This window comes from Ruegeria sp. B11 (genome assembly GCF_056539785.1).
Genome location: NZ_JBQFVO010000005.1, coordinates 45,691 through 65,864, shown reverse-complemented (window position 1 = coordinate 65,864; position 20,174 = coordinate 45,691). Strand labels below are relative to the sequence as shown.

The 20,174-nt window shown below is 51.6% G+C and carries 17 protein-coding genes; 12 read left to right on the top strand and 5 right to left on the bottom strand.

All coding sequences use genetic code 11. From position 1 onward, the window contains the following. Window positions 1-12 precede the first annotated feature (12 nt). Both ACR0I1_RS16260 and ACR0I1_RS16255 read left to right on the top strand, forming a co-directional pair. Window positions 13-672: a response regulator transcription factor gene (locus tag ACR0I1_RS16260; protein WP_170395997.1), complete on the top strand. Its 660-nt coding sequence runs from the start codon at window positions 13-15 to the stop codon at window positions 670-672. Then, window positions 672-2,000 carry a sensor histidine kinase gene (locus ACR0I1_RS16255; protein ID WP_480707298.1) on the top strand — a complete coding sequence of 443 codons (1,329 nt, stop codon included), beginning with the start codon at window positions 672-674 and terminating at the stop codon, window positions 1,998-2,000. Before ACR0I1_RS16260 ends, ACR0I1_RS16255 begins: the two co-directional genes overlap by 1 nt. A 1,420-nt stretch (window positions 2,001-3,420) precedes the next feature. On the opposite strand, the gene ACR0I1_RS16250 is transcribed toward ACR0I1_RS16255, so the two are convergent. Genes ACR0I1_RS16250 through ACR0I1_RS16240 form a run of 3 tightly spaced genes read right to left on the bottom strand, consistent with a single transcriptional unit; the run spans window position 3,421 to window position 5,275 of the window. Then, window positions 3,421-3,741, bottom strand: coding sequence for an ATP-binding protein (locus tag ACR0I1_RS16250; protein ID WP_170636310.1), 321 nt, complete (start codon window positions 3,739-3,741; stop codon window positions 3,421-3,423). A 17-nt stretch (window positions 3,742-3,758) separates the two neighbouring features. Further along, a complete protein-coding gene (locus ACR0I1_RS16245; RefSeq protein ID WP_170636311.1) occupies window positions 3,759-4,028 on the bottom strand; it encodes an HlyU family transcriptional regulator in 270 nt (89 codons plus the stop codon). Between the two features lie 47 nt (window positions 4,029-4,075). Beyond that, window positions 4,076-5,275, bottom strand: a complete 1,200-nt coding sequence (locus ACR0I1_RS16240; protein WP_170402926.1) for an ROK family transcriptional regulator — start codon at window positions 5,273-5,275, stop codon at window positions 4,076-4,078. Window positions 5,276-5,461: 186 nt separating this feature from the next. Here ACR0I1_RS16240 and ACR0I1_RS16235 point away from each other — a divergent pair, with 186 nt between their 5' ends. The 5 genes from ACR0I1_RS16235 (at window position 5,462) to ACR0I1_RS16215 (ending at window position 10,170) form a co-directional block, all read left to right on the top strand. Then, the gene (locus ACR0I1_RS16235) at window positions 5,462-6,481 is read left to right on the top strand and encodes a sugar ABC transporter substrate-binding protein (RefSeq protein ID WP_170392952.1); all 1,020 of its coding nucleotides are present in this window, start codon (window positions 5,462-5,464) and stop codon (window positions 6,479-6,481) included. A 117-nt stretch (window positions 6,482-6,598) separates the two neighbouring features. Next, on the top strand, window positions 6,599-7,669 hold the full coding sequence (locus ACR0I1_RS16230) for an ABC transporter permease (protein WP_480707296.1): 1,071 nt from the start codon (window positions 6,599-6,601) through the stop codon (window positions 7,667-7,669). After that, complete coding sequence (locus tag ACR0I1_RS16225; protein ID WP_170392954.1) at window positions 7,669-8,451, top strand: ATP-binding cassette domain-containing protein; 783 nt, start codon at window positions 7,669-7,671, stop codon at window positions 8,449-8,451. Before ACR0I1_RS16230 ends, ACR0I1_RS16225 begins: the two co-directional genes overlap by 1 nt. Window positions 8,452-8,630: 179 nt before the next feature. Continuing rightward, window positions 8,631-9,119 (top strand): nucleoside/nucleotide kinase family protein, encoded by a 489-nt coding sequence (locus ACR0I1_RS16220; protein WP_480707294.1) that lies wholly within the window; start codon window positions 8,631-8,633, stop codon window positions 9,117-9,119. 721 nt (window positions 9,120-9,840) lie between these two features. Beyond that, window positions 9,841-10,170, top strand: coding sequence for a hypothetical protein (locus tag ACR0I1_RS16215; protein ID WP_480707292.1), 330 nt, complete (start codon window positions 9,841-9,843; stop codon window positions 10,168-10,170). A gap of 217 nt (window positions 10,171-10,387) precedes the next feature. On the opposite strand, the gene ACR0I1_RS16210 is transcribed toward ACR0I1_RS16215, so the two are convergent. Further along, the gene (locus tag ACR0I1_RS16210; protein ID WP_480707291.1) at window positions 10,388-13,036 is read right to left on the bottom strand and encodes an AsmA family protein; all 2,649 of its coding nucleotides are present in this window, start codon (window positions 13,034-13,036) and stop codon (window positions 10,388-10,390) included. Window positions 13,037-13,459: 423 nt separating this feature from the next. Here ACR0I1_RS16210 and ACR0I1_RS16205 point away from each other — a divergent pair, with 423 nt between their 5' ends. The 5 genes from ACR0I1_RS16205 (at window position 13,460) to ACR0I1_RS16185 (ending at window position 19,413) form a co-directional block, all read left to right on the top strand. After that, window positions 13,460-13,729: a potassium channel family protein gene (locus ACR0I1_RS16205; protein WP_480439390.1), complete on the top strand. Its 270-nt coding sequence runs from the start codon at window positions 13,460-13,462 to the stop codon at window positions 13,727-13,729. A gap of 180 nt (window positions 13,730-13,909) precedes the next feature. Further along, the gene (locus ACR0I1_RS16200) at window positions 13,910-14,989 is read left to right on the top strand and encodes an AI-2E family transporter (protein WP_480707289.1); all 1,080 of its coding nucleotides are present in this window, start codon (window positions 13,910-13,912) and stop codon (window positions 14,987-14,989) included. A 104-nt stretch (window positions 14,990-15,093) separates the two neighbouring features. Beyond that, window positions 15,094-16,050 (top strand): HlyD family secretion protein, encoded by a 957-nt coding sequence (locus tag ACR0I1_RS16195; protein WP_170392807.1) that lies wholly within the window; start codon window positions 15,094-15,096, stop codon window positions 16,048-16,050. Then, window positions 16,040-17,050, top strand: coding sequence for a DUF2955 domain-containing protein (locus tag ACR0I1_RS16190; protein WP_480707287.1), 1,011 nt, complete (start codon window positions 16,040-16,042; stop codon window positions 17,048-17,050). Before ACR0I1_RS16195 ends, ACR0I1_RS16190 begins: the two co-directional genes overlap by 11 nt. Window positions 17,051-17,601: 551 nt before the next feature. After that, on the top strand, window positions 17,602-19,413 hold the full coding sequence (locus ACR0I1_RS16185; protein WP_480707285.1) for a BCCT family transporter: 1,812 nt from the start codon (window positions 17,602-17,604) through the stop codon (window positions 19,411-19,413). A gap of 17 nt (window positions 19,414-19,430) precedes the next feature. On the opposite strand, the gene ACR0I1_RS16180 is transcribed toward ACR0I1_RS16185, so the two are convergent. After that, window positions 19,431-20,144, bottom strand: coding sequence for a TetR/AcrR family transcriptional regulator (locus ACR0I1_RS16180; protein ID WP_480707283.1), 714 nt, complete (start codon window positions 20,142-20,144; stop codon window positions 19,431-19,433). Window positions 20,145-20,174: the final 30 nt, after the last annotated feature.

Below are 20,174 nucleotides of genomic sequence, written 5' to 3'. Positions count from 1 at the left end.
TAGTTTTTGAATATGAGAGTACTTCTGGCCGAAGATGAACCGCAGCTATGCGAGCAGATTAAGAAACTTCTTAGCGCAGAAGGCCGCGTGGTAGATGTGGCCAAGAATGGTACTGACGCCCTGCACCTAGGTGCGACCGAACCTTACGACATGATCATCCTCGACATCGGGTTGCCGGAACGCGACGGTATTTCTGTCCTGCGCGAATGGCGCAGCGCGGGCGTCAAGACACCCGTGTTGATCCTCACCGCCCGCGATGGGTGGAGCGAGCGGGTGGATGGTCTTGATGCAGGTGCTGATGACTATATGACCAAGCCATTTCACATGCCCGAGCTGGCCGCTCGTGTACGGGCCATCCTGCGCCGACAAAGCGGTCAGTTAAACCCGGTTATCGAAATGGGGGACGTTATGCTCGATACGCGAAACGGTCGCGTCAGCGTGGGCGGCATTCCTGTTGATCTGACGGCGCAAGAGATCGCAGTTCTGACATACCTTGCCCACAACATCGGACGCATGGTGTCACGTACCGAGTTGTCAGAGCATATCTATGAATATGACGGTGACAGGGATTCGAACACCATTGCCGTCTTCATAACCCGGCTGCGAAAGAAACTGGGCTCTGACCTTATTACAACGGTCAGAGGACGCGGCTATATGATCGATACGGCCTGATGTTATCGCTGCGCCAACGCGCTTTGCTTGGCGGCCTTGCGACAGGCGCGCTTTCTGTCGGCGTCGGAACGTTGATTGTGTTTTCGTACATCAACACACGTGTTCTGGAACAATTCGACCAGACGCTACGTGACCGGCACACCCAACTCGTTGTCGGTTTGAGCGCAACGACGCATAACCCTGAGGCACTGCGCGAACTGATATTCGATCCAGCCTATGGAACGCCGTATTCAGGCAGATACTGGCAGGTTACCGATGGAAACGGGGCTACATTCACATCAGCCTCGCTCTTTGACGAGACAATTTCCGAACCTGTACGTGTGAGCGAAGAGGCAATCGTTTGGAACACCACAGGTCCGGACAGCGAAGCCGTTCGTAGCGCATATCAGAGAATCACATTCGAAGACGGAACCGAGTGGGGCGTAACGGTCGCCGAAAGCAAGCGAGAGCTGATAAGCGAACGCAGAGCAGCGCAAAACAACTTGCTACCGGTTTTTGGATTGGTTGGTTTGATTGGAGTTGCCGGTTCGTTGTTGTTGATGTCAGCAATTATCGGCCCCCTCAGGAAGTTGCGTGCAGATGTGGCGCATCGCTGGGACAAGGGAGATGACTTGATTCCGGAAGATTACCCAGAAGAGGTTTCGCCGCTTGTTGAGGACCTAAATAAATTGTTGCACAGGAATCGTGAAATTGTGTCTGGTTCTCGACGACAAGCTGCGGATCTGGCACATGCGCTCAAAACACCGACGACAATTCTCAGAAATGAACTGGCGACTTTGTCGGACGCGGGTGCAGATATCGAACCTGCAGATGACGCGTTAAATCGAATTGATGCTCAGCTAAAGCGCTCACTTGCGCGTTTGCGTGCGTCGAACACCGCAGAACTTACGCATTCACGAACTGACCTTACCAATTCCGTCAACAGGTTATCCAGACTGTTTTCGGTCATGGCGGAACGCGAAGGAAAATCTCTGACGACAGATTGCGAGGATGGGATTCAGGTTCGAATGGATACTCAGGACATCGAAGAGGTGATTGGAAACCTCCTCGACAACGCGCTCAAGTGGTGTCGGACAACAATTCACATCGCGGCAAAGCGTGTAGACGGCGGCATTGAGATTTGCATTGAGGATGACGGACAAGGAATTCCGGAGGATGCACTTGACGGAGTAGTTCGATCCGGAGGTCGGTTGGATACCTCTGTCAGCGGCACAGGATTGGGTTTGGCAATCTGTGTTGATCTGATGAACGCTTATGGTGGCAAACTGAAACTGGAGAAATCAGCGGACCTTGGCGGCTTGGCCTGCCGAGTACTTATATCAAGCTAAAGGTGGCCGCATCTGATTAGAAATAGTCGTTGATCGCAAGCAATCAAAAGACGACATTCGCCCGCAAAGTATCGATCGCTCAAGATCCAATCCATTGTCAGCTTTGAATTATCTCTGCACCTCTGCTGGTAGCGGGGCTATGGTAGTCCCAACGTCGCTATTGCACGAATTGCGGTTGTGGCTGCACGGCATCAAAATTGCCTAGTTTCGCAAGCGCTGAACGATTTGACCACATCGAAGGGAAGCGCGAATGTCTCTAGGGATGTTAAGTGAAGCGATCTTTGGTTGAGTACCCGATATGCTGTCACATACCCTCGACAATGGCGGTTTGGGTCTCGGCATGTTCCTTAACGACGTACCCCAGAAATTTAGGCTGGTTTGGACCCTACTAGTTACTATTTAGCTCGCCCAGCCGCTCCTGTTTTGGGCCAGCGGGATTTGGACGAGCCAAACGCCTCTGGCCGTAAGGGACAAGGCTCTGCCTTCCCCTCGGGCACCCCTATTGGACAATACTGTGTCCTCGGCGGTGCCTGCGGGCCGCACTTCCCCTGTCGAATAGCATAGCCTCACCCTCTCCCGCGTTCGCCACGTGGCAGATCAGCGGGAACAGGCAGCTTCGCTGTCTGATCTGCAAATCAGACTTGATCCTCCAAAAGGAAAGCCAGATCACACGTAACTCTCTGCTGGAGTATTAACATGGGGAACTTGGGTCAGTTTAAAACGCGAAAGTCAATATCAGTTAATGTCCAACATCTGGGGTGCCTTCCGATATCGAACGCTCACTTCGTTTCTGGTCCAACTGAGACGGTAGGGTCAGGTTGGTGCGACGTTCAACAGGAATTTGGGGCGACACATAGTTTTTGCCATTCGGCGACACGCAAACCATTGAATTTGAGGCATTCGATCTTTTTTGGGCGCACTGGTTTTGCCTTTTGCAACTCAAAGGTTTTCCATTACATCAGAGCAGCCCGATATTCCGGTCCGCACGGTCCTCAGGTAGTTCGCCAACCATATCAAGACCGAACAAACCGATTTAATTCGGTTCGGGTACTCGATGTCAATCGCTGGGACGTTTCCAATACGCTGAACCTGAAGAACACTCGATCAATCGAGGCCCGACGACCAGCGGGCCAGAGAAGGTGCTGTCAAAGCCATTATCAGGATAAAGTCGTACAACGTCAGATCCGACTCAGCTCGTTTCAGCAGTTCGTCCTTCTTCTTGAGCCAATTATGGTCCACTAATTGATCCACACCACCGCGCCGAATTACCCGATTACATCAAAGCGGGACATCCCTCGCCCTGTCAGCACCTTAAATTAACGCTGTTTCGAGACAATTTCGCCCGGCCTCGATCGTTTGACTACCTTCTATGGCCCCATGTTTCATAAGTACCAAGTTAGCTTCGCTCACTTATTATGTGTCACCACGCAACTTCGAATTGAATTGAGACAGTCAACCCAGTTGAGTTATTTGTGGTCGATAAGAGCGATGAATGATGATATGCGATAGCTTTCAACAGCGCCAATCCCAAACCATTCCCAACACTGTTCCGTTCACTTTCTAGTTTATCGAATGGAATAAAAAGCTTACCCAGTGTGTTTTCGGGAACGCCAGGACCATCGCCAACAACCGAGAGCGTAATGGTGCTTTCTTCTTGCTCAACAATCAGGACAGTTTTGGACTGTTCTGGACAATGACCGTTTGAGTTCTGCAAAAGGTTTGTGCAGAGCTGTTTCAGCATCCCTTCATTGCCTTCGGTTAACCGAAAATACACTCGCCTTGCTCGTCGATCACCTGTTTCGCCTTGGTGATGCTAAAGCTCTCGGCCTGATCCCGGCTTTCGAAGACATCCGCCCGGATCAGCGCATTGGTCTTACGATCTCCGTTGATGATTTTTTCGATACGGGCCGACAGGCGATACTTTCCGCCCTCGGCAATCAAAACGGGGAAAATGTCGAACCCATTGTACGAGACCGGTTGCAGCTCCGACTTTTCACCGCCACCAAAGAGTTTTGAGAAGATTGACATTATGCGGTTCCTTTCTACTTAGGAAATTTGACCCCTATGAATTTCGACTACATCCCAGAAAGCCCAGCATTAGTGTTCAATAGAAACTGGCGGAAAATCGGGCTGCTTGCCGCCCCAATCCCGCGGGCGTTTTCTCCGACAGCCGCAGCTTCTACAACCGGAGGAATCAAACCGCGTTTATCTTGGTTGACTAGGTAACGACGAACCCGTGAGACCAACTCCTCCCGTATTTCAGATGGGAATGCGCCGTCGATAAAAATTGCCTCAAAGTCGATGACTGCGCAAATAGACAGCGCAGCTTTGGCCAGTTCCTGCGCGGTGGTACCGATCCATGGTTCGACATAGCGAGAAATGCTGCTCCAGTCCTGCGGCTTTTTCCACAAAATTCCCGGATCAACACCCGCTTCTATCAACCTGTCCTCGAGCAGGAACAGCGATGCAGTGTCAATCAGTTGCTGGCTTTCACCCAAAGGACCCGTCGTTCGCATGGCACCCAAGGCACCGGCATTGCCTTGGTTGCCCTCAAATACGGTGCCATTCAATGCAACGCCTCCGCCAATCATTGAGCCTATGAAGAAATAAAAATAGTCTCGATACTCAGCCCCGCGGCCATAGAGGTGCTCCGCGTGACACGCGGCAGTAGCATCATTGACCACAAAGACCGGCAGTTCGCTGAACTTGGCCACCTCGGAAAAGAAGTTCACGTTTCTCCAGGACCTGAATTTCTGAGCCGCAAGCCCAGAAAGGTCGTGCCACTTCCACAGCTCGAACGGTGTTCCGATTCCAATCCCGCATACACGGTCCCGAAGTTTCTGGGGTTCATTGGCCAGAAGCTCTTCCAATCCTACCTCCAGAAACCCGAACACTGCTTCGGGTAGCGGGTAGTCATAAGTCGTCGAGAGCTGTTGGCGTGGCTTACCGGTGAAGTCGATCAAAAGAAGATCTGCGCTGCGGCGACCGATCTTCATTCCCACCGACAGAATGCCTTCGGGATTGAGCTCCATGGGGATCGAAGGTTTCCCAACTTTGCCCTTCAACGGCGTCCCACGTTTGAGAATCTCGTCCTTTTCGAGCTTACGCAGAATGATCGACACGGTCTGGGGTGACAGGCCCGTCAGCCGCGCGACGTCCGCCCCGGCAGCAGGTCCATGCCGTTGTAAAACCGTCAGAATGAGGCGTTCGTTATGATCACGAACACCGCTTTGGCTTACCCCGCCGGTTAGTATTTTCAACGCCTCTCTTTCCATAACCTTAAACATAAACACCTTGTTTTCTTATGAAAAGATACGTGGGCAAATTAATAAATAAACTTTATTTATTTATTGACACAGAGGCTAGAATCACGGTTTCTTGAACGGGACCTTCATTGGAGGATGGAGGCCCGCCTTGTCGCTATTCCGCGCGGGGCCACAACAATTTTCTGGGAGGACAACATGAGAAATCTACTCAAGCTCGCCGCATCCGCGACTGCGCTGACTTTGGCCGCTGCATCCGCGCAAGCGGCTGGTGAAACCGTCTGCCTGATTACCAAGACCGACACCAACCCCTTTTTCGTTAAGATGAAGGAAGGCGCAACCGCCAAGGCAGAAGAGCTGGGCATGACGCTCAAGGCGTTTGCCGGCAAGGTCGATGGCGACCATGAAACTCAGGTTCAGGCTATCGAGACATGTATTCTCGATGGCGCAAAAGGCATTCTGCTGACGGCATCCGACACCAGCTCGATCGTTCCTGCGGTTAAACAGGCGCGAGATGCAGGCGTTCTGGTCATTGCGCTGGATACGCCGCTGAGCCCGATTGACTCGGCGGATGCGACATTCGCGACGGACAACTACAAGGCCGGCCTTCTGATCGGTCAATGGGCCAAGGCCAAAATGGGCGACGCCGCAGCCGATGCCAAGATCGCGACGCTGGATCTGAACGTCAGTCAGCCGACAGTAGACGTTCTGCGCAATCAGGGTTTCCTCGACGGGTTCGGCGTGGACCTGGCGGACCCGAATGTCATCGGTGACGAAACCGATGCGCGTCTGGTTGGCAGTGACGTGACCGACGGCAATGAAGAAGGCGGGCGCCGCGCGATGGAAAACCTTCTGGCCAAGGATTCATCCATCAACGTTGTTCACACGATCAACGAACCGGCTGCTGCGGGCGCATATGAGGCGCTGAAATCCATCGGGCGTGAAAACGACGTACTGATCGTTTCGGTTGACGGGGGGTGCCCCGGCGTCCAAAACGTCGAAGCCGGTGTGATCGGGGCGACAAGCCAACAGTACCCGCTGTTGATGGCGTCGCTTGGCGTTGAGGCCGTGAAAAAATGGGCCGAAGAGGGCGTGAAGCCGGAAAACACACCCGGCAAAGACTTCTATGACACGGGCGTGGCGCTCATCACCGACCAGCCGGTTGATGGGGTCGAGTCGTTGTCTGTCGCAGAAGGCTTGGATCTCTGCTGGGGCTAAAGGCAGCCCTACAAGGTGAGGCGCGCCGCAGCGCCTCATCAATCCTTTCACCAGCAAACCTAAACTTCCTGTAAACTGATTTCGTGGACGCGATGCCAGCCACGAAAAGGGGGAGAGATGTCTGAAGCAAACCAAAACGCCCAGGAATTCGAAACCGCCGCCAACGCGTCAGAAACCGTAGCGGAATTTGAAGATCACCGTCGTGGTGTTCTGCGGAAGTTGCAGCATCTTCTCCATGTCAACCCTTCCTTTGTGCCGTTGATCGTTCTGGTCGGCGCCATCGTAATTTTCGGTCTGCTGCTGGGGTCCAAGTTCTTCTCCCCCTTTGCGATGACGCTGATCTTGCAGCAAGTTCAGATCGTGGGCATCGTGGCCGCAGCGCAAAGCCTTGTCATTCTGACCGCCGGCATCGACTTGAGCGTCGGTGCGATCATGGTGTTTTCATCCGTCATCATGGGTCAGTTCACCTTCCGCTACGGTATCCCCGTGCCCATTGCTGTGATGTGCGGGCTGGCAATGGGAACGCTGATCGGGGCTCTTAATGGCTGGCTGGTCAGTCGCGTAAAGCTGCCGCCATTTATTGTCACGCTTGGCATGTGGCAGATCGTTCTGGCGACAAACTTCCTGTATTCCGCAAACGAAACAATTCGCAGTCAGGATATCGAGGCCAACGCCCCGTTCCTGCAATTTTTTGGCACCAAATTCAGCATCGGTGGCGCGACCTTCACGGTTGGCGTGATATTCATGCTCGTTCTGATTTTCGTTCTGGCTTACGCGCTCAAACACACGGCCTGGGGCCGGCATGTCTATGCAGTGGGGGATGACCCTGAGGCGGCTGAACTATCCGGTGTGAACGTGCACAGAACGCTGATGTCCGTTTATATGTTATCCGGTTTGATCTGTGCCTTTGCGGGCTGGGCTTTGATCGGACGCATCGGGTCGGTTTCACCTACATCCGGTCAATTGGCCAATATCGAAAGCATCACCGCGGTTGTGATCGGGGGCATCTCTTTGTTCGGCGGGCGGGGATCCATCCTGGGATCGCTGTTTGGCGCGCTGATTGTTGGCGTGTTCACTTTGGGGCTTAGGCTTCTGGGCGCAGACGCACAATGGACCTTCTTACTTATCGGACTTCTCATTATCGCTGCGGTTGCCGTCGACCAGTGGATTAGAAAGGTATCGGGCTAATGTCAGACTCAACTCCAGTCGTCCAAGGCCGCGGGATCGTAAAGCGTTATGGCCACGTTACCGCCATCGACCATTCCGACTTTGAACTGCGCCAGGGGGAAATCCTGGCAGTGATCGGAGATAATGGCGCGGGCAAATCATCCATCGTGAAGGCGATCTGCGGCGCCACAATCCCGGATGAAGGCGAGATTCTGATCGAGGGCAAAAAGGTTAACTTCAGCTCTCCGATCGATGCGCGGAATATGGGGATCGAGATTGTCTATCAGCAGCTCGCCATGTCTCCTGCCCTTTCGATTGCGGACAACATGTTCATGGGGCGCGAAATCCGCAAGCAGGGGTTCATGGGCAAATACATGCGTAAGCTTGACCGTCCAGCGATGGAGAAGTTTGCCCGAGAAAAACTGACCGAGCTTGGGCTGATGACTGTACAGTCGATCAATCAGGCGGTTGAGACTCTCTCTGGTGGCCAACGCCAAGGTGTTGCCGTTGCTCGTGCCGCTGCCTTTGCAACCAAGTTTATCATCATGGATGAACCGACCGCTGCTTTGGGGGTTAAGGAAAGCCGCAAGGTGCTTGAGCTGATCCAGGACGTGCGGGCGCGTGGCATTCCGATCATCCTGATCAGCCACAACATGCCTCATGTTTTTGAGGTTGCCGACCGCATTCATGTGCATCGGTTGGGCAAAAGGCTCTGCACAATTGATCCCAAGGATTACACGATGTCCGATGCAGTCGCCTTCATGACCGGTGCCAAGGAACCCCCAAAAGAGGACGCAGCGTGATCGAGCAGGACGTAAAGCGCGTTTGCGACCTGATCTCCTCCCGGCGGCAAGTTGGAGTCCGGACGATTATCGCAATCGCCGGCCCCCCTGCATCCGGAAAGTCGACCTTAGCGGAAGGCGTTGTGCAATCGCTGAACACACAACAGAGCTCGGCGGTTCCGTCAGCCACACTTGTACCAATGGATGGTTACCATTTGGACAACTGCGTGCTGGAAACGCGTGGATTGCTGGCGAGAAAAGGCGCGCCAGAGACTTTCGACGGGGTCGGGTTTTGCGCTGCAATCAGAGAGCTTCAAGTTACGCGCCACGAGTGCTTTCATCCCAAATTCGATCGCACAATGGACCTAGCTATTGCCAACGCCATTGCGGTTCACCCGGCAACTCCGGTCGTCGTCGTTGAGGGTAACTATCTTCTGATGGACAGCGACCCATGGAGAAACCTGACGGATGTTTATGCCGCGACGGTTTTTATCAGCCCAACTTTGGAAGAGCTTGAAAACAGGCTGCAAAACCGCTGGATCAGCCATGGCTTTGACCCGGTCACGGCATTGAAACGCGCAAAAGCGAACGATCTGCCAAATGCAGAACTCGTCATCAGCACTAGTCGAAATGCCGACCTAAGATTAAACCAGAACTACACCGAATTCGGGACGCGCCACGCGTTCTGAATTTACGCCCTGGACCCCGCCATCCGTCGATGCAGCGCCTCTAAGCGAATTCACGTGCAACCAATATTAGCTCACACACGATGAGGAAAACCATGAAATTTTTCGTGGATACTGCAGAAGTAAGCAACATCAAAGATCTGTTAGACTTGGGGCTGATTGACGGCGTCACCACCTGCTGTTGGAAAGCAGGCCGGAGCGCACGGTCGTAATCCCGGCGCATGATAAAACGAATTGATACCTACGCCTGGGCTTTGATTCGGGGTTTTGAATTCGTCATTGTGGATGACGGCAGTACAGATGGAACAATTGCCGATGCGATGGTATTTGCACTTGACCACCCAATGCCTTAATCACCAGGTCTGTTGTGGCCACCAAGCAGACCTTCGTTTCGAGTGCGGCACCTATCATCACCAATGGCAGCAACGCGCGGTTCGGAACCTGCTGCACGAGCAATACTGTTGGTGCTGGCGAGGGCCCGCTCAGAGCTCAGATAAACGATTGGGATGCCCGCGGAGCGCAACTGGTTAGAGCCTAACGTAAGCTGCTAGTCGCCAAATTTCTTCGCGACAGGGGTGCCCATCGAAAGCTTCGCAAAGGGTTTTGCGAACCATTTCTTGAGCAACCTCCAATTCGAAGCTGAGAAACTATGCTTCTTGCATCCGTACCATCCTGTTAATTGACCTCCCAATTGTGTTGGGGAGATTTCTAAAATTTATTCTAAATGAAAATGATAGAAAGTAGCGGTAGCGTTATTCTCGCTTTGTTTCTTACCCACTTGAAGCAAACAGCCATGGATCTCCCGATCCTTAAGCGTGGTACAGAAGCGGATGTTGGGGTGGCGTCGGTTTGCCTCGCCCGCATCCGCGTTCGCCACGTGGTAGATCAGCAGGATCAGGCGCCCTCGGCGACTGAACTGCAAATTAGCCCAGATTTTCCCATAAGGAACTCAGGATCGATGAAATCGGGCGAGGTGATGGATGATGGAAGTGAGGCGAAAATGGCAAGTTTATGTCGCTGGTGGCAGAGCTATGTGCCGCTCACGCTTAACTAAGCTATTGATTTTGCTTTAGCTGCCATTTCAATAGTGCACACGTTTTTCCATTTGCGTCTCAAAGTCCTTCCATCATGTCGGCTGAACTCTAAGAGAGTTTCCATTCAACTAAAGTGTGGAATACATCGAGAGAAAACCCAAAGCAAAGATCGCATCCTGAAAGCGATGTCATTCTTTTTGAACTTTATTTGTGTTCTTTTGTCGACTGCCTTCGCCACTACTGCAGTTGTAAAATATCCGGAACGCAGAGTTTTCTTTTTGCCGGCATTTTGTCCGCACCATCCGATCGTTTCAGTCGCTTGGGACCGTCTTTTACCTTGATCTTCGGCTTCGCTAGTGGGCCTTTCAAGGTCACGGGCCAAGGGCTCTTCGACAGAGGTTCGCCAATCTTGCGGGGCTGCAGGTTTAAGTCCAAAACCTTGCCCGCTACATTAACACCGCCAAAGACGACGACTTGGACATGATCTGTCTCCAATGTGGTTTGTTTCGTCGAAATACTTCCATTGGAAATACTAATCGGTGCACGCAAACATATGATCGGAGCAACCTTTTGTTTCTCTTTGGTAAACACCCAAGGTAGTATCCCTAGCCCTGCCAGATCCAAAAGCTGGGTCTCGATCGAGCCGTCACGCATTGAGACCGTGGCATCGCCGTTCATGCTGTTGGCAAAATGCTTAGGTGAATCGGTTCCGCCGGTCACCGAAAAATCTGCATAGATGGTACCGCTTGCGCCCTTTTTGAAGTTCAGGTTGTGAAGAATTTCATCCAGCTGCCAGCCGCCTGCTGTGCCGGTCAGCGTGAGCAGATGCGCGTCGTTCGATAGATCCATTTGTCCGCTGACATCGAAATGAGCACCTCCGTATTCAAAATTCAAAGGTCCGGCCTTGAGTTCATTTTCGTTGAGCGTCAGTTCACTCTGCAAACTGCTGATGCCTTTGGCACCCTCTATGTGCCGAAGGTCAACGTCGACATCCATATCCATACCGGACAAGAGAATTGAACGCCCAATAGGTTTAAGTGTTACGTCTCTTAGAGGACTAGTGTCGCCGGATTCCTCAATGACGTCTTCCTCGTCGGGCTCTGGACCGCCTATTTTCCTCAATTGTGCAGCGGCCTGAACGATGGTTCGGATCTGATCTATCTTTATCAAGTCACTCTCTATGGAACCCTGCAGTACAGGATCACTCGTTGCATCATCAAGATCGGCCACAATTTGCAGGACAGAGTCGGCAACCTTGACTTTGGCATTCGCATCCCAATCGGTTCCTTCGCTGGCAAGGCCAATTTCAAAGATAGCCTGTCCAGTTTCCACCCGTTCAAGCGATAGGGCTTCTAACAGGTCCGCTCCGGAGGGGACTTCTACTTGAATCGCCAAATCCAGGTTCTCGAATTTGAGCACATTTTTGACAGAGCCATGCACCTCAAGGTTCCAAAGTTCCGTTTCGCTTGTCTGGCCATCCAAATTTGTCAGCGAAAGCTGATTGATGTCGCCGTTCAAATGAAAGTTACCAGAAAATCGACCAAGTTGATCATCCGGTCCCAGAAGCTCTGATGAGATCAAGCTGCTTGCGGGTATATCCATTAACCCGTCGGCCAATATGCCTTGTAATTGCAACGCGTCTTCGACCGAACCGTTCAAAATGATAAATGGATCAGCAGGGTTCCCAATTCTCAAATTGATGTTTCCAACACTCAAGGCGCCTTCGGGTGTTCTGGAAAGCTCGGAAAACTTAATCGGGGGCGGCCCTTCACCAGAGGTATCCAATGTGAACCCGTTGGTTTCAATGACCATTTGCCGCTGCGGGACCTGCCCGGGTACGCTATCGATAACCATGTCAACTGCTATTAGTTTTAGATCATACCGCGACGCGGCTGGGGCGGGTTCAGCATCTTCAGGGTACAACCGAATGCGGGTTGTCAGGGATACGTCTTCTGGGTTTCCCAACTCTCCGATTTGTCCCGTCAGCGAAAGGCTTTGCCCACCATCCAATTCAGTCAATACAGCCAGGTCATCAATCCGGGCTACGCCGTCGACTGATTTGAATGTTGCACCAATGCTTCCTGAACCCTCCAGAACGCGATTGAGTTTCAGGATATCAAGAAGCTGACCAAGTTCGGCAACCTCTATGGTCGTATTCACTTGTAGCCCGTTCTCTTCAGGGACTTCTTCGGCGGCAATCGCAATCTGTTCGAAGTTCACAGCGACCTGAAACGGGTCGTCCGCGGGAATGCTCGCGTTCAGATCAAACTTCTCTCCATTTAGTGAACCAGCCCCAACCGCGGTCGCAACGTCGGTTTCCGTATCACGCTTTAAAAACAGCTCAGGAAGCTGCAGATCCAGCACAAGCCCGTTTAGATCGTTCTGGTAAAGAACGGCAACATCGGTCAGGTCAATTTTTTGGTCCGTTAGAATTCCAGCCACAGACAGGATTGCAGGTTTGGCCGGATCCCCGGCTTTAGCGCCCGTTTGGGAAGCGGACTGCCAGTTTCCGACACCGTCTTTGTCCGTGATCAAGTTGAGGTGAACACCCGAGATAGAAAGCTCACTCAGCGACAATTTGCTGTTCCAAAGGTCGCGGGCAGAAATATTGAACTCAAGTTTGTCGATTGCCGCCAGATTCGCTTTGGTCTTGATCGCGCCGGGTAGTACCAATCCCGCTGCGGATACCTGCAGTTGCCGACCAAGGCCTAGACGCACTTCATCTTCTATTAACACGTCCTGATCAAGTTTCTTCGATATCAGGTTTTCAACAAAAGTGGTTCTGACAGAAGAAAACAACGCAGAGGACAGGAAAAGCCATGCCACAACAACCGCGACGAACGCGACAGCGCAACAAACCATTACACCTTTTGTGATGAACCGCACGCTTTTCTCCTAAGGTTCTGATTCCTTTCTTGGGCAGACTAGACCATTAAAGCATCATGTTAATGGAATATGTGGCTTCTTATTTTGCTGAACCCTAAATGACCTTGACCATTTAGCCGACTTCTCTTGCGGAATTGGTCGGGCGGCCAAGAAACGGTTAAAGGACTAAATTTAGGATGTGCTGCTGATCCAGTTTCAAAATAGCTGGCTTGAAACGCGTTTAACGTTTCATAAACGAGCACATTGCATTAGCTTTGACGACTGCGCCTGGACGCCCCAATTAAACTAGACGCGGTTAAAATGCTTCAATTTCCCACATCCATCTAATTACTGTTATATGTGAATTCTTCAAACGACGGGGACACAATGAATTCGCTAACTAGAATAACACGTGGGATAGGCGTCGCTTTCAAGGACGGTAGAGTGAAAGGCCTTCTTGCCTTCACAGTCGGAATGATTTTATGGGCCTCGGTCTTCTACCACTTTGTCGAAGGTTGGAGTTGGCTAGACTCGATCTACTTTTCCGTAGTGACAATTTCGACCGTAGGGTTCGGTGACTTCTCACCTGAAACTGCGGCGGGGAAAATCTTCACAATGGTGTATATCATTGTAGGCTTGGGTGTTTTCGTGACTGCGGCGACCACAGTGGCAGATACAATCTTGTCCCAAGACGACGAAAAAACGGACAAATAGATTATCCCAAATTAAGGCAATTTGAGTTCATGCGCAGGTATCAGTGCGACCGCGCATCTGAAGCCGTGCCTCGGATTCACTCGTACCTTCAAACTGATAGATGATCGCCGAAAACTCAAAAAATATACATATTACGTTTTTTGAGTGTATTGTTTGGAAAACAGATAGTGGAGGGATGGAATGGAAAAGACCCAGGACGCGAAGATTGTCGACCTCGCGATACGATTGCTCTTTCTCGGATTATTCCTCTACAGCGCCCTGGTCATGGTGGCTCCGCTTGCAAGTGTGGTTATCTGGGCAACGATACTCTGCGTCGCGCTCTACCCGGCATTTGATTGGCTGCAATCCAAGCTGGGAGGACGTAAGAAGCTTGCCACAACAATTATCGTTGTGTTGGGCCTTGTTCTGACCCTGGGGCCAGTCGCAACTGCGGTGTCTGGTGCTGCAGAACTAGGGTCTGAATTCGCGGAACAAGCAGACAAGGGTGAATTGAAAATCCCCCCTGCGCCCGAGGGCCTCAAGGAATTGCCGTTGGTTGGAAATAAAATCTCCGATGTCTGGGGAATGTTTGAGCGCAATCTTGACGGCGCGCTTGCAAAATACGGCGCGCAAATCCTTGAGATCACCAAATCGCTCTTCGGAAAGGTGTTGGGCATTGGTATCGGGCTTCTTGGCTTAGCTCTGTCCGTATTGATTATGGGGGCATTGTTCAGCCCGGGGCCAAATTTGGTCCAGGGTCTTCAGCGCTTTGCCAACCGTGTCTTTGCACCACGCGGCGGTGAATTCGTGACACTGGCAGGCGCAACGATCCGGAACGTTACAAAAGGCGTGATTGGCGTAGCAGCCATTCAGGCTGTTTTCGTTTGGATACTGCTGGCTTTGTTTGGGATTTCTTCGGCCGCCACACTGGCATTTGTCTGCCTCATACTCTCAATTATCCAAATCGGGCCCGGATTGGTTCTTATACCGGTAATTATCTACGCATGGAGCTCCATGTCTGGCGGAACTGCTTTGATCTTCACCATATTGGCCGTTCCCGTCATGATAATGGACAGTTTCCTAAGACCCGTGTTCATCTCAAAAGGCCTTGAGACTCCGATGCTGGTCATCCTCATCGGTGTTCTCGGAGGTATGATGGCGTATGGTTTGATCGGCGTTTTTATGGGGCCGGTACTCTTTGCTGTCTTCTATGAGCTGTTCAAGGTTTGGATTGATACCTCACCTGAAGCCGAGGGCACTGTTGAAGGTGCGGCGAAATGAGAAAGACAATATGGACAACCCTCGCTGTCATTCTGTTTTTTCTTGTTTGGTACTTGGTCGCTGATCGAAAAACGCCATTTACCGGGAACGCCAGAGTAAAAGCTGTGGCCACCCAAATCGTGCCTCAGGTGACCGGAACGGTAACGGAAGTTTTGGTAGAAAACGGCCAAGTCGTTTCGGCAGGTGATGTTCTGGTTCGAATAGATTCCAGACCCTACGAAATCGAGCGTTCAAAGGCGGAGGCTGATCTTGAAGCGGCGACCCAAGAGGTGGGTGCGTCTTCGGCAGAGGTAAGTGCGGCACAAGCCAAACTCGCAAGGGCGCAGAGCGATCTGGATACGATGCGCATTCAGACGGAACGTGTATTTGCGCTCGAAAAGAAAGGGTTGATTGCCGTCTCAAAGGCCGATGATGCACGAGGACAACTGGCAGAATCTGAGGCAAACTTTGAGAACGCAAAAGCTGATTTGGAAAAAGCGAAGCAAAGGCTTGGTGACGATGGGATTGAAAACCCGAAAATCCAGCGCGCATTGGCGGCCTTGGCGGATGCGGAACTGAACCTTGAATGGACCGAACTGCGTGCTCCGGCGACAGGTGTCATTTCTAATCTGCTGATTGCCCCCGGAACGTATGCGCGATCCGGTCAGGATCTTTTGACGTTTCTGGATGCAACCGACGTCTGGATCGAGGCGTATTTTACCGAGAACAATCTGGGAAGAGCTTCAATAGGGTCTCCGGTTGATGTGGTGTTGGATATGCATCCAGGTAAGATTGTTCCGGGCGTCATTGAGAGCTTTAGTGCTGCTGTTTCTTTGAGTGGCGGTGATGAGCCGGGGCAATTGGCGAGCCCGCCAAGCACCAAGGGATTTTTGCGGGAGCCTGAAAGGTTTCCGGTCAGGATTGTTTTACCCGGCTATGAAGCTGGAAGTGCCGAAGACGATCTTCGCTTTCAACTGAACGGGCAGGCCGATGTGATCATGTATCTAAGCGACAACTCGTTGCTGAACCTCGTAGGCCGTGCCTACATCCGCGTGGTTTCAATCTTCTCCTATGCGTACTGAGGATCAAAGCTCTGTCACCCGGCTTGCGCTGGGTGTTACCGGTGTCTTTGCATTGGGCCTATTTCTTGGGTGGCCCCTTGCCGTTGTTGGGGCGGTGTTCACTGCCCTTTTCCTTCAAGCACCTGCGGCACTACCTTTGGCAGCATTTGGTAAGCTGTTTGTCTTCTCGATTGGATTGATGTTCATTTCGTTCCTTTTGTCGTCAATCTTCTCACCTTATCCACTTGTGTTTCTCATTCTGGTGGCCATTGGAATAATCCTGTCTTTCATTTGGTCAGTTTCCGGTGCCGGAGTATTGCCGGGTGTCATTGCTCTCATGGGGGCGTTGATGATTCCGAATTTAGCTCTGCAATCACAGGATCTGGCTTTGGTGCTTGTGTACTGGATACCGTTAAACCTGCTATTCGCAGGCTTCGTATCGACGCTGATGTTCGTGTTGATACCCGCTGCACCTCAAACGGCACCTCAAAAGAAAGCGGCAACATCGCCGGACTTCGACTCACATCGCCGAATAGTCAGGATGTCTCTGGTCACAGTGCCCTTTGCTATGGCGTTCTTTATTTCCGGCGCTTCTGCTTTGTTGGTTCTGTTTTTTGTCGCCCTGCTGAGCCAGCAACTTGCGGCAATGCCTGCTGCAGGCAAAGCAGTTGCAAAAGCAATGCTGACGGCAAATCTACTTGGGGCGGCAGTCTCCATCATATGCTATGAAATAAACGTAATAGCTCCGGTTATTCTAACCCCCATTCTGCTGTGTTTTTTCTTTTGCCTAACACTCGGAGCACTAGGAAAGTCAAAAGTCCCGCTCGCCGCCGCCGCCGGTTCCGCTATTACAACAGCTCTGATTGTATATGGCGGTTCGGTTGCGCCGTTTTCGGACGAAGCTGACGTCAAGAGCATCACTCGCGTATTGCAAGTCGCCAGCGCCGCTTTCTTTGTAATTATCGCATATGTCGTGGTGGATGAATTCTGGCCAGAAAAAGAGCGCCAGGCGAGTCAATGAAGTTAGTTGCGATAAAGCTTGGCGCTGAAACCAGCAGAGTTCCCAGTTTGACCGATTTTTGCAACCACCGCATTAATTGCAGCCCCGTATACGGTCCGATCTCCAGCTTTGACTGCCCAGCTTCTTCTGCCTCGTATCAAGCCGGTCTTTACAGCCTGTTCCCATAACTGCAGAGCGTCATCTTCCGATCTAATTCCGGTCCTAATGCGTTTACAACGGCAATCCCAATAGATGAAGTTGACTTGGATGCCAGATGACGGAAGTGGGGCGAAAATGGCAAGGTTCTATCGCTGGTGGCAGAACTATGTGTCGCCTTACAACACGCGTCGGGTGACACATAGTTTCAACATTGAACGACGGCTTAGCCTTTGACTTTGAGTCATTCAGTTTTTCAAAACGCACAGGTTTTGCCATTTGCGACTCATAGGTTTCCCTCCCATCTATCGCTCCCGCCGCTACAGTCCTATTCTGGCTGAAAGTAAATTAGTCTTGAAACAATCGGCTGGCTGCGCGGCATGCAAAGCAATCAATTTATGTAAGACCGAGAAAACATGGCGCTTGAAGAACCTTTCACAGACCTGAAAATAAGAACTCAGCGGACCGGCTTTTATAAAGGGTATTGCCTGCCGATTGCGCTGGTAAGCAAACTCTCGGTTTCTCTACTCGTTCTCTGGGCGCTGGTTTGGCCACTATCAGCCAACGATACTCTGCGATCTTGGAAGTCAGGAATGCTGTCCGAGTTCAATACATTCTACAACCTTTCCGTTGGATTATTTGTACTCTTCCTTTTCCTTATCGCGCTCATTCCTTCAACCGGCCGAATGAGGCTGGGTTTAGAAGATGAGAAACCGGAATTTTCTAACTTCTCTTGGTTTTCGATGATGTTTGGGGCGGGTCTGGGCGTGGGCCTAATGGTCTATGCAACCGCTGAACCACTTGGCCTTTGGGAAACCAATCCACTGACTATATCCGGGGAAGTCACGCCCAAAAGCGAAGACGCGATTGAAGGAGCCTACCGCTATACTTTTTTGCACACCGGATTTCACGCCTGGGCAATATACGTCGTCACCGGCCTTAGCCTTGCCTACTACGCATTTACCAGAGGCATGCCGCTGACAATCCGCACCGCACTGACCCCGTTGCTTGGAGAATATTCAAACGGTGTTGCAGGCCATGTGATCGATATACTCGGAGTCGTTGCGACAATACTCGGCGTAGCGGTAACGATCGGTTATGGCGTTTCTCAATTGGTGGATGGTGCGTTTCTAATTACCGGAGCGAATTGGCTTGTGGAGAAAGAAGTAACCAATATGATCCCGTCAACCGCCGGCCTAATAACGGCGTTGATCGTTGTTATGATTATGTCGACACTCTCTGCCGTCTCTGGCGTCGGGCGTGGTGTCAAATACTTGTCAAATATTAATCTTCTCTTTTCACTGGTATTGCTGGTGGTATTCATTGTTTATGGCTCATTCGCGTTTGCGGCGACGACCTATGCTACAGCGCTGGTTGACTATATCAAAAATTTTGTCCCTCTGAGCTTCCAAGCTTTTCGACCGATTTCCGAAGTCGAGTTTGCCTCAGTATTGCCTGCAGAAGCGGCACCCTTTGTCGGCGAACTCTTTGCGGGTGCAACTGATCCATGGGGAACAAAAGCAACCTTTCTTGAGGGTTTGCGCAACGAAACAGCCGGTCTTTCTGATGCAACCAAGACTGCAGTTTATAACGCGGGTACAAGCGGAAGGTTGTTTGGATGGCAGGCCGGATGGACTACATTTTATTGGGCATGGTGGATCGCGTTTTCGCCCTTTGTCGGACTTTTCTTAGCGCGTATCTCAAGAGGGCGAACCGTACGCGAGTTCATACTTGGCGCGGTCATTGCCCCGTCCCTCGTATGTTTTGCATGGATGGCCATTCTGGGCGGCGCGGCCATCGATTTGGAACTGAATGGAGATGCCAATGGATCAATCATTGCGGCATCAACGACGGCAACACTATTCGTCACCTTGGGGGAAATGATATCGGGTGACCTGCTCGCGGTAGTGAGTGTCATGTGTGTTCTGTTAACCATGACCTTCCTTGTCACATCCGCCGACTCTGGCATCCTTGTGATGAACACGATCATGTCCGGCGGGTCCGAAGACACCGGCATGCTTCATCGTATCCTCTGGGGCGTTCTTCTAACCCTTGTAATTGGAACTCTGCTGGTCGCGGGCGGCGGTGGATTAGAGGCATTGACCAATTCGATGATCATCGGGGCACTGCCGTTCAGTGCTGTTTTACTGCTCATGTGCGTCTCTTTGGCCAAAGCAATGATCAACGACTTGCGTCGATTTCACCATGAGACACAGACGGATTCGTGATTGACCGAGGTTAGTTCCTAGTCACTTAAGTCACCTGCACCCGCGGATCGACTAGCGCTAAAGTGTTTTGGAAATATCGACTGCAGCACAAACAGGCAGATCTTCAAGGCCTCCGAGGGTTTGAAGATATCCGAGTGCAAATGGTAGTCGGTCCAAAGCCCTTCCAACAAAGCAACCAACGCGTCTGTTGCAAGTTTGACGTCTATGTCCTCGTACTCGCCTTCGTCCTTTATTTGTTCCAACAGCTCCAGGATCACCGCGCGGAAACCTTTGTCTCGCGAGTCGATGAAAGGAAAAACGTTTGGGTTTGAGAGCGCTTCAGCCCGAAAGGAAAACCAGATCGAAACGTCCCGCGCATTAAGGACTAAGGGGTCGAAATCTGCCTTAATGATAGAGATTAGCTTGTCTGCCGGGTCTAACTCTGGATTTATTGCAATGGCCTTCCACTGCCCCGCGTAGCGGACTGACAGTTCCTCAGCCACCGCAAGCAGCAGCTTTTCCTTGGAGCCAAAGTGTAGGTTTATCATCCCTTGCGACAATCCCGACAACTCTTGGATTCTTGCCGCGGTTGTGCCGCGAATTCCGTATTTATAGATGGCGTCTGCAGCCGATTGGATCAACTGACTTCGGTTCTGCAACCTGCTGAGTTCCCGTGCGTTTGCTGGAGTATCGGGCTCGAGAGTAATTTTACTTGTCCTTTTCTGGGGTGCGCTTTCTTGATCTTTTCGCATTTAACAGAGCGGAAGTTCAAGGATTGACAT